The 9,843-nt window shown below is 71.7% G+C and carries 6 protein-coding genes and 1 pseudogene; 1 reads left to right on the top strand and 6 read right to left on the bottom strand.

All coding sequences use genetic code 11. The features are described 5' to 3' along the window. Positions 1 to 1,027: pseudogene (locus MHY20_RS11095) on the top strand (hypothetical protein); the annotation flags it as partial. Positions 1,028 to 1,037: 10 nt separating this feature from the next. On the opposite strand, the gene MHY20_RS11090 reads toward MHY20_RS11095, so the two are convergent. The 6 genes from MHY20_RS11090 to MHY20_RS11065 all read right to left on the bottom strand — a co-directional run bounded on the left by MHY20_RS11090 (position 1,038) and on the right by MHY20_RS11065 (position 9,842). Then, positions 1,038 to 1,211: a hypothetical protein gene (locus tag MHY20_RS11090; RefSeq protein ID WP_239376816.1), complete on the bottom strand. Its 174-nt coding sequence runs from the start codon at positions 1,209 to 1,211 to the stop codon at positions 1,038 to 1,040. Next, complete coding sequence (locus tag MHY20_RS11085; RefSeq protein ID WP_239376814.1) at positions 1,208 to 2,824, bottom strand: serine hydrolase domain-containing protein; 1,617 nt, start codon at positions 2,822 to 2,824, stop codon at positions 1,208 to 1,210. Before MHY20_RS11085 ends, MHY20_RS11090 begins: the two co-directional genes overlap by 4 nt. Positions 2,825 to 2,971: 147 nt before the next feature. Then, complete coding sequence (locus MHY20_RS11080) at positions 2,972 to 3,847, bottom strand: hypothetical protein (RefSeq protein WP_239376812.1); 876 nt, start codon at positions 3,845 to 3,847, stop codon at positions 2,972 to 2,974. Continuing rightward, entirely contained in the window at positions 3,837 to 7,136 is a 3,300-nt protein-coding gene (locus tag MHY20_RS11075; protein ID WP_239376810.1) for a DEAD/DEAH box helicase, read from the bottom strand. Before MHY20_RS11075 ends, MHY20_RS11080 begins: the two co-directional genes overlap by 11 nt. Before the next feature lie 79 nt (positions 7,137 to 7,215). Next, on the bottom strand, positions 7,216 to 8,778 hold the full coding sequence (locus MHY20_RS11070) for a chromosome partitioning protein (protein WP_239376808.1): 1,563 nt from the start codon (positions 8,776 to 8,778) through the stop codon (positions 7,216 to 7,218). Positions 8,779 to 9,038: 260 nt separating this feature from the next. Next, positions 9,039 to 9,842: a winged helix-turn-helix domain-containing protein gene (locus MHY20_RS11065; protein WP_239376806.1), complete on the bottom strand. Its 804-nt coding sequence runs from the start codon at positions 9,840 to 9,842 to the stop codon at positions 9,039 to 9,041. Position 9,843: the final 1 nt, after the last annotated feature.

The following is a 9,843-nucleotide window of genomic DNA, read 5'->3' as shown; positions in this document are numbered from 1 at the left end:
CCCGATCCATTCCCGTCTGGCGGACTTCGGCATCGCCGTGCATGAGACGGACGTGCGCTTCACGCATGTCGGCATGATCAACGGGACGCCGGGCTTCATGGCGCCGGAGCTGTTCCAGATGGATGAGCCCACCCCGAAGCAGGACCTGTACGCCGCGGGCGTGGTGGCGCTGATGATGCTGAACGGCCGCTTCACGCTGAACGACGGCCCGATTCCGTCCGGTGAGCTGGCGCGCCTGCTGAAGGGCGTGTCGCCGCAGCTGGCCGGGGTGATCCGGTCCCTCGTGGAGGCGGATCCGGTGCGGCGCTGCCCATCGGCGCAGGCCGCGATCGGTGCCCTGCCGTATGTGGCCCCGCAGACCCCTCTCGTGTTCGCGGACGGCACCCCGATCCGGATCACGTCCCTGATGCCGCCGCTGCCGCCCGGGTTCGTCCGGGAGAAGGCGTTCGATGTGGATCAGAACAAGAGCGCGTCGATGGAGGCGCTGCGTGCCGGCGCCGCGAACGCGGCTGGGATGCCGGTGGCGCAGTGGCAGCCCACCCCGGCGACGCCGCGTCCGTGGGAGCGGCCGACGGGCCCGCGCACCAACGCCCCCCGCGGTGGGGCGCCTGCCGGGTCGGCGCCGTCAGGGTCGTCGGCGGCCTCGGCGGCTTCGGCGACCCCCGCTGCCTCCGGGTCCTCTGCGGCTTCTGCTGCTTCCGCGGGCTCCGCGCCGACGGGTCCGCGCGGCACCTCCGGGTCCGGCCCCTCGGGTGCGGGCACCGGTGGGTCCCATGCCATGTACGGGTACGGTGCGGGTGGTCAGTCGGCGGCGTCGCCGGCATGGTCGTATGTGTCAGGGCCATCCGCGCCGACGGGTCCGCGCAGTGCGCAGGGCTCCATCGGTGGTGCGGGGGCGCCGGGCGGTGTCGTGCCCGGGGCCGCTGGCGGTTCCCGCACGAACCTGATCGCAGGCGTACTCGGCTCCGTGGCGGGCCTGGTGGTGGGCGGCGGAATCCTCGGCGTCATCGCCGCGCTCATCCGCTGACCCTTCGCCCTCAGGCCGCGCCGTCGCCGAGGACCGCCACCACTGACCCGACGCTGCCGACCAGCAGCAGCCCGGGGATGAGGACGCAGCAGTCGAGGCAGTCCAGTCCGTCCCCGATGCGGCGCCACGTGCGCCGCCACCAGGAGGGGCGCTGCCCCTGACCATTCGTGAGACGCGCCCTCACTTCGCAGCCTCGGCCTTCTTCTCGCCGGCCTGCTGCTCGTTCTTCTTCCCGAGCGTGGTGATCGACTGGATCTTCGCGTCACGGCGCGGATCCATCAGCATGTCGATCGTGACCGTGCCCGTCGGCCCCGTCAGCTTCAGCTGTGCATTCGCGCGGGACACCACCGTCACGGTCGCCGGCAGCTCCTCGCCGCCCTCGATCGCGTCGATCACCGGCGTTGCCGCCTTCTGCAGGTCAGCGAGCTCCAGCCCGGCGAGCTGGAGTGCCTGCTCGCGGCGTCGGAAGCGCTCATCACGGGGAATGTCCGGGTCCATGTTCTCCGCGAAGAACTCATCGGCGATCGCGGACCCGTCGGCCCCCTCCATGTCCTCGAGGCTGAGGTAACGCAGGGTCGCTGCGAACGCGGTCGCGGTGACGGGCGCCAGTTCGCCGCGCGGCGCGGTGATCGCGGCGGGGGAGTGCTCGAGGATGGCGCGCAGAGCGTCCATGCAGGAGCGGATCGCGGGCCCGTACTTCGCGTTCGCGAGGGCGATCGCGGCGGTGCCGGTGGCGCGGTGCCAGATCATGTAGGACCCGAAGCCGGGGTAGCCGCCGGAGTGGGAGACGAGTTCACCGAGGTCGGCGAAGCGCTCCACCACGAGGCCGTACCCGTAGCCGCGGATGCGGTCGAACCCGGCGGAGTGCTTCTCGCCGTCGCGCACCGGCAGCGCGGGGGTCTCCCACAGGCGCTGCAGCTGCTGCATCTCCCGACGCGACGCCGCGCTCAGGAGTTCCGGATGCTCCGCCGGCTTCCCGCCCGGCAGCACCGCGAGGTTCGCCGACGACAGGAACTGCACCCACTTCGCGACGTCCTCCACCGTGGAGAACAGGCCCGCCATCGCGCCGTACACGCCGGGGGTGTCGAACTCGATGCGCTCGAAACGGGTCGCATCCGTGTGCTCATTGAGGCGGTGGCCCTGCATGATGCGGGCCTTCTGGTCCTCGGTCGCGGACTCGACCGACCAGATCGTGTCGGTCATGCCGAGGGGCTGGAGGAAGTGCTCGGTGATGTACGAGTCGTAGGACTGCCCGGAGACCTCGTCGATCACGCGGCCGAGCAGGGAGTAGCCGGTGTTGGAGTACTCGAAGCCGGTTCCCGGGGCGTGCACCCAGCCGAGCCCGTTCTTCAGCAGGTCCGCGAATTCGTCGCGGGTCATGGACTCCATGCGGTCGCCCCACGGGTTGTCGGTGACGAACCCGGCGGACATCGTCAGCAGCAGGCGCAGGGTGAGCTGAGGGGAGTCCTCCGTGGCCGGTTCGATGGCAGCGGCTTCCGGCACGTACTCGGAGACGGGGTCGTCGAGGCGGAGGCGGCCCTCGTCGCGCAGCTTCAGGATCGACGCTGCGGTGAACGACTTCGTCATCGAGCAGATGCGTGACAGGGAGCGGGAGTCGGGGGTGAAGGAATCGGCCGCGGCGGTGCCGTTCTCCAGGTGGGAGTTGCCGAAGCCGCCGGAGCCGACGAGCGTGCCCTCGTGGAGCAGGCCCCAGCCCATGCCGGGGGTTTCGTTCTTCTCGACCGTGGATTCGAAGATGGACGCGGCGGCGCTGAGCGCGGATTCATCGATAGCCATACCGCCAGGGTAGAGCAGGGGCATTCCGCCGTTCGGGGGTTTGGTCACGGTGTGGGCAAAACCCCAGGCAGACAATGGTCAAAGAGTCCTAATCCCCGGTCGAGCGGGGCGTCTGCGCTGGTAGCGTGGGGTGCGCTGGTCCGGCCGTCATCCCCCTCGACTGCCGGGCCGGCTTTTTCTGTGCCCGACGGGTGCGCCCTCCGCGCCGGTTGTCCCGGTGGCGTAGAAGCGGGCGAACACGCCCTGCACCTGGTCGCCGACCATCTCGGACAGCACCGACGCGTCCACCAGCGCCGGATTGAAGCGTTTCCGCTGGTCCTGGTCCTGAGCCTGAGCCTGAGCCTGGCCGGCGGGCTCCTCATCGGCCTGGGGATCGATGCTGGCGGCTTCGGTCGCTCGCTCGGCCCCATCCTCGGCGCCGGCCGCGGAATCGGAGCCGGAGGAGGGCGCAGGTTCCGCCCCGCCGCTGTCGCCGGGAACCGCGTCGCCATCGCCTCCGGGGCCGCGCAGGTCCTCCAGGTCGATGCCGCGCATCAGCAGCAAGTCTCCGGGCGCATCGTCCAGGTGCTCCATCAGCACGTATACCAGCGCATAAACGTGCGGGCACACGGACATCCCCGCGGGGCAGGCGCAGTCCCACGTGATGTCCGTGTGGGAGGAGGGCAGCAGCCCCAGGTCGTGGCGGAGCAGTTCGCTCTCCCGGTCCGCCCCGTACGTCCCGTCCAGCAGCGTCAGCACGAACGACGGATCCTGCGCGATCATCCGCTCCACCAGGTCGCGATCCCCACCGGTGAACACGTGCAGGTCCAGGCGGGGCTCCACGATCCCGAACTGCGGGTCGTCCATGGACGCCGTCACCGAACCGGGCCGCACATCCACCCACTGCACGGTGCCGGCGCGGGCGAGGCGCTTGCCGATCGCCTTGCCGCGCGAACCGAGCAGCATCTCCATCCGTCGGCCGAACTCGCGGGCCACCCAGCTGCGCCCGATCTGCCCGCGCTGGGACCGCATCTCAATCGCCATCGCTGAGCGCCCCCTTCCGCGACTCATCGGACCAGGAGACGGCGTTGCCCTCCGCGTCCCGCGTCACCGTGAAGAGGTCGGCGAGCCGGTCATCGTCGAGGTCCTGCAGCCAGCGCTCACCCGCGGCGACCGTGGCGTCGGCCAGGGCGGACTTCATGGCGAGGCGCTCCGCGATCGCCTCCTCAATGGTGCCGATGGCGACCATGCGGCGCACCGTCACGTTCCTCTTCTGCCCGATGCGGAACGCCCGGTCCGTGGCCTGGTTCTCCACGGCGGGGTTCCACCAGCGGTCCAGGTGGATGACATGGTTCGCGGCGGTGAGGGTGATGCCGGTGCCGCCGGCCCGCAGGGACAGCAGCATGACGCCCGCCTGCCCCGTGTCCTTCTGGAACTCAGCGACCATGTGGTCCCGCTCCGCCTTCGGCAGACCGCCGTGCAGGAACGGCACCTCGATGCCGAACCTGTCCTGCCAGTACTCGATCATCTGCGGCGCGTACTGCGTGAACTGGGTGAAGATCAGCGCCTTCTCGCCCACGCTGATGATCGACTCCAGCAGGTCGTCGATGCGGTCCATCTTCCCGGAGCGGTGCTGGCCGTCCTCCAGCATGGGGGAGCCGTCGCCGAGGTAATGGGCGGGATGGTTGCAGACCTGTTTGATCCGCATGACGGTGGAGGAGATCAGCGCTTTGCGCTGCGTCCGGTCCACCTGCGCGAGCTCCTTCGTCATCTCCTCACCGATCGCGGAGATGAGCCCGGCCTGTTCGGGGGTGAGGGTGATCCGCTCGTCCATCTCGGTCTTGTCCGGCAGGTCGCGGATGATGGAGCGGTCGGTCTTCAGACGGCGGAGGATGAACGCGCCGGTGACGCGGTTGAGCTGTTCGAGGGCGTCCTCATCGTGGTCGTCCTGGATGGGGCGAGCGTAGGTCTCCTTGAACCGGTCCTCACTGCCGAGGAGGCCGGGGTTGGCGAACTCCATGATGGAGTGCAGGTCCGTCAGGTCGTTCTCCACGGGGGTGCCGGTGAGGGCGAGGCGCCGCCCCTCGGGCAGTTGCCGGGAGGCGCGGGACACCTGGGTGTCGGCGTTCTTGATGTGCTGCGCTTCGTCGAGGATGACGCGGTGCAGACCGAGGCGCTGCAGGTCCGGCAGGTCGCGCGCCATCAGGGCGTAGGTGGTGAGGATGAGGTCGGCCTGCATCGCTTCGGTCGCGAAGTCGTCACCGGTGAGGCGCTGCGGCCCGTGGTGGACGTGGACCCGCAGGTGGGGCGCGAACGTCGCGGCTTCGCGCTGCCAGGACCCGATGACGCTCATGGGACACACCAGCAGGGTGGGGCCGACGGGGACCCGCTGCCCCCAGGTGCCGTCGACGTCAGCGGCGGCGAACGCGGCGTCGGCGTTCTCGCGCTCCCAGCAGAGGAGGGCGAGGACCTGCATGGTCTTGCCGAGGCCCATGTCGTCGGCGAGGATGCCGCCGAGCCCGGCGCCATCGAGCATCGCCATCCATTCAAGGCCGCGCTGCTGGTAGGGCCGCAGAGTCGCCTTCAGTGTGGTGGGCGCCGGGACGGTCGGGGGCGCGGCGCGGGTGGTGAAGAAGGCGGCGGCACCGCGGTCCTTCCCGCCGATGGTGAGGCGGAGGTCCTCGGGGTTGTGCTCGGTCAGCAGGTGCACCCACTGCCGGACCGACATGTCGCCGCGCGGCGGCACCACCAGGCTGCGCTGGTCCCCGTCGGCCCCGGTCGCGGTGCCGGGTGCTGACGCGGCAGCGCCCAATGCCGCGGCAGCGTCGCCGTCTCCCGGCGGCTGCGGGGCGCGCTTCGTCCCGCCGCGCATCACGGAGATCTGCGCGAAGCGGCGCTGCTCGGCGCTCTGCAGGTACGCGGTCTTCGAGAAGGCGTCGAGGAAGCGTTCGGCGGCGGCGAGGGTGGAGCGGTCCAGGCGGATCCATTCACCGCGCAGCTGCACGATGTCGGCCTGCGCGGTGAGGATGTCCTGCATCTCCTCGTCGGTGAGGTCGGTGTCGCCGATGGCGGTGGTGAAGCTGAAGGAACCGATCGCGCCGGTCATCGACTGGCCCTTCTGGGACTTCTCCGCGTTCGCATCGGCGCCCTCCCGCTTCTTCTCCTCCGGATCCTGCACGGTGGCGCGGACCGTCACGGCCTGCTTCGTCCAGGTGCGCGGCAGCATCACCACGATGGAGTGTTCGGCGAGGTCGGCGGCGTCGGCGGAGATGAAGCGGGACAGTTCATGCGTGTTGACGGTCCACTCCATGCCGCTGCGGCTCGTCTTCGCGCCGCGCAGGATCGGGGAGTGGGAGCGGATGGCGGCGGTGTGCTCCAGCGCTGCCACCATCGACAGGTCGCCCACGCTGACGAGGGCTCCGAGGGGGTGGACGGTGCCGCCGCTCTCCCTCAGGCACGCTTCGATCCGCCACGCGGACTGGTCGATGGCGCCGTCGTCGGCGGTGCCGTCGGGTTCGTGGACGCGGACCACGAGGTCGGGGGCGACATCGTGCAGGAGGACCCCGTCGGCCCCCGTGTCCGCGAACTGCCCGAGCAGGCGGGTGAGGCGGCGCCGCCCCGGCACATCCACCCGCAGTGCGGCGGCGTCGGGGCCGAGGGCGGCGATCAGCTGCGCGCCGACGGGATCCACCCCCTCCAGCTGGTCGCCGTCCGGGAGGTCGGTGTCCCGCAGGAGCGCGGCGAAGGCGTCCCGGGCGTGGGCGTCGGCGAGGGCGCTGAGCCATGGGTGGGGTGTGACGCCGGGGGCGGTGTCCCAGGCGGCGATGGTGGCGTCGGCCTGCACCTCGATCTGCGGCACCACCTGGCGGGCGGTGACGAGGCGGCGGGCATGGACGTCGAGCGCGAGGACGCTGAGGGCGTCGGCGGCGAGCGCGAGGTCATCGGCGACAGCGATGGCGGCGCCGGTGTCGGCGAGCTCCACGATCAGGTCGTCGAGCGCGGAAGCCACAGCGGCAGTGGAGTCGCTGGGAAGGCGGCCAGAAGCGCGCGCGCTCACCTCGATGAGGCCGCGCAGAACATCGGTGGCGCGGGCGAGCCGCACCCCGGTCAGCAGCATCAGCGGGGCGCCCTTCGCGCGACCGTCGGCGCGGCTGCGCTGCCGCATCGGCCGCAGCACCCACGGCAGCAGGGGCCTGAAGGCCGACGGGTGCCGCTCCACCAGCGGCCCGAGGTCATCGGTGAGGCGGGCGCGACCGTCGTCCCCGCGCACGTGCGCCCACAGGGACGCCCCCGCGACCGGGTCGAGGACGAGGTGCAGGACGTGCTGGGTCATGGCATGAGGCTAACGCTCTGCGGCGTCGGCGCATTCCGGAACCCGTCGGCCCACCGGGGCCTGTGGATGACTGGGCTTGTCAGAGTCCGCGGGCGATCTCGGCGGTGGCGCGGCGCCATGCCTCCCGGGTGGCGGGGGCCAGGCGCGCCCAGTCGAGGTTGGTGCCATCCACGAAGTGCTGCTCGAACGGCACCTCCATGACGGCGCGGGTGTGCGCACCGAAGTGGTGCACGAGGCGCTTGTGCAGCACGTGGTCGATCTTCTGCCGCGAGGACTGCGACAGGATCGTGACGGCGTTGTCCACCTGGTCGCCGTGGCCGGTGGCGCGCAGTTCGTCGATCATCCACGCGGCGGCGTTGAACGTGTCCTCGCGGACGGTGGAGACGATGACGAGCTGGTCGGCGGATTCGACGGCGGCCAGCCAGTTGGAGGCGCGGACGTTGTTGCCGGTGTCGATGACCTTGATGCGGTAGAAGCGGGACAGGGCGGCGTCGAGCTCGTTGAAGGCGCGGCCGTTGATGGAGGAGGACGAGCCCGCGTCCTCATCGGAGGCGAGGATGTCGAAGTTCATGTCGCCCTGGCGGCGCACGAACTGGTCGAGGTCGGCGAGGCGGGCGTCCGGGCGGCGGAACCGGGGAAGGTTCTGCAGCAGGTCCAGGGCGGTCAGGGTGTGGTCCGAGGGGATGCCGCGCCAGCCGAGGGTGCCGCGGGTCTCGTTGTTGTCCCAGGCCAGAACGCTGCCGCCGCGGTACATGCCGAGGGTGGCGGCGATCATGAGGACGCTGGTGGTCTTGTGGGCGCCGCCCTTGAGGTTGACCACGACGATGTTCTTCGGGCCGCTCAGCTGCTTGCGGATCATGGCGATCTCGTCGCGCTCTTCGCGTTCGGCGCGGCCGGGGCCGAGGGCGATGGCGCCGAATGTGGCCTTGCGCAGGCCGCGGCGCCACCCGGTCTGGGCGTGGACCTTGCGAGTGGCGTCGGAGCCGGCGCGCAGGTCCTGCAGGGTCGGCAGGTCGCGGACGGAGTCAGCCGGGGCGGCGCCGGTGCGGGCGCCTCCTTCGGCTGGCTGTGCGGGATCCGCCGGCTGCTGGGCGGCGTTCTGCTCACCGGGGGTGCGGGGAGCCGACGGGGCGGTGCTCGCGGAGGCCGCCGACGTCGCGGACGGGGCGGACTGCGCGGAGCGGGCCGACGGGGCCGTCGCCGCCGAGTGCGCCGAAGCCGCCGAGTGGGCAGATGCGGCGGAGCGGGCGGACTGCGCCGACGCGGCCGATCCGCGGCCCTCACGGTTCACCTGCACGGCGTGCTCCCCGGTGTGCGGGGCGATGGGGGAGTCGGCGGCGTGGCGGGCGCGGCGGCGGGCCCGCGGGCGCCGGCCCTCAGGTGCTTCACCGGAGAACAGGGGACGGTCGTCGGCGTCGCGCGGGGCGATGCGTCCGTTGGGCTCCACGCGCAGGGTGTGCTGGGTGCCGGAGTCCTCGATGAGGACGTCGATGTCGCGGTTCTCCTCGCGCGCTTCCTCGATGAACGCCGCTTTGACCGCCTCGCGGACTTCGTGGCGGGTGCGGCCGTGGATCTGCTCGGTGCGGTCCTCGAAGCGGATCTCGGCGGTGGTCGGCGAGGTGATGCGTGCGTGGGCGATCATTCACAGCTCCCTGTGGGCACGGCGGCAGGCCGCGTGCCCGATGGTGGTGGGCGGGTTGTCGAAACGGACGGTCCCACTCTATGCGACCGCCCCGTGACCTGGTCAGGCCAGCGGGGCGGTCATCATGTTTCTCATTCGCCGCCCTGCCCCGGCGCCCGGACTGCGCCGGCCCGGCAGCCCTGCTCGGTCCCCGCGCGGGGCCGGCGGGACAGTGCTCGTACGGCGCACAGACGGGGCCGGGGGCTCTAGCGGGGCGCGGATCAGTGGTGCTGCAGCACCGTGACGTCGCTGCCCGGGTCGAGGCGGTAGCCGGCGCCGCGCACCGTGGAGATGAGGCGGCGGTAGCGGCCGAGCTTGTTGCGGACACGGCGGATGTGCACATCGACGGTGCGCTCACCGGTGTTGGCGGCGGCATCGGCCCACACGTTCTCCATGAGGGCGTCGCGGGACACGACGGTGCGCGCCGACCGGGTGAGGAAGGCGAGCAGCTCGAACTCCTTGTAGGAGAAGTCGACGTCCTCACCGTCGATGCGGACGCGTCGGCCGTAGAGGTCGATGACGAGGCCGTCGGCGCGCAGCTGCGGGGCCGCGGACGGGCTGGCGGGGGAGGACGGGGAGACGGCGGCGGCGCGCAGCAGGCGCAGGCGGGCCGCTTCGGCATCGCGACGGGCCGGAGCGTTCGCGGAGACCACGCCGGTGCGGCGGGGACGCAGGGGTGCGGCGCTGTCCTGCCCGGGTGTGGTGGTGAACGTGCGCGGGCGGGCCGAGGGCCGCGGCGAGTCGATGCTGAGGCTGGCGCGGCCGCCGCGACCGGTGGTGAGGCGCTGGGCCTGGGCGCGCAGCGCATCGGCGATAGCGGCGGTGTCGGCGACGTCCACTCCGGTGGGCAGCTCCACCGTCAGGGTGATCTGGACGTTGTCAGAGTGGGCCGACGGGGCGGGCTGCGCGGTGGTGCGGCGCGGCGCGAGGGCGCGGGCTCCGGCCGACGAGGTGCGGGTGGTGGTGCGGCGGGAGGTGCTGGTCCCGGTGCGCGCAGTGGTGGCGGCGGTGGGGACGGTGCGGATG

Source organism: Helcobacillus sp. ACRRO, assembly GCF_022347125.1.
In the GTDB taxonomy this organism is placed as follows: domain Bacteria; phylum Actinomycetota; class Actinomycetes; order Actinomycetales; family Dermabacteraceae; genus Helcobacillus; species Helcobacillus massiliensis.
The sequence above is the reverse complement of the archived record's forward strand: the minus strand, read 5'-3'. Positions and strand labels throughout refer to the sequence as shown.

Bases quoted from the DNA above. Each gene is read 5' to 3' on its own strand.
- MHY20_RS11080 (WP_239376812.1), bottom strand. From the start codon at position 3,847: ATGGCGATTGAGATGCGGTCCCAGCGCGGGCAGATCGGGCGCAGCTGG.
- MHY20_RS11085 (WP_239376814.1), bottom strand. From the start codon at position 2,824: ATGGCTATCGATGAATCCGCGCTCAGCGCCGCCGCGTCCATCTTCGAA.
- MHY20_RS11070 (WP_239376808.1), bottom strand. From the start codon at position 8,778: ATGATCGCCCACGCACGCATCACCTCGCCGACCACCGCCGAGATCCGC.
- MHY20_RS11075 (WP_239376810.1), bottom strand. From the start codon at position 7,136: ATGACCCAGCACGTCCTGCACCTCGTCCTCGACCCGGTCGCGGGGGCG.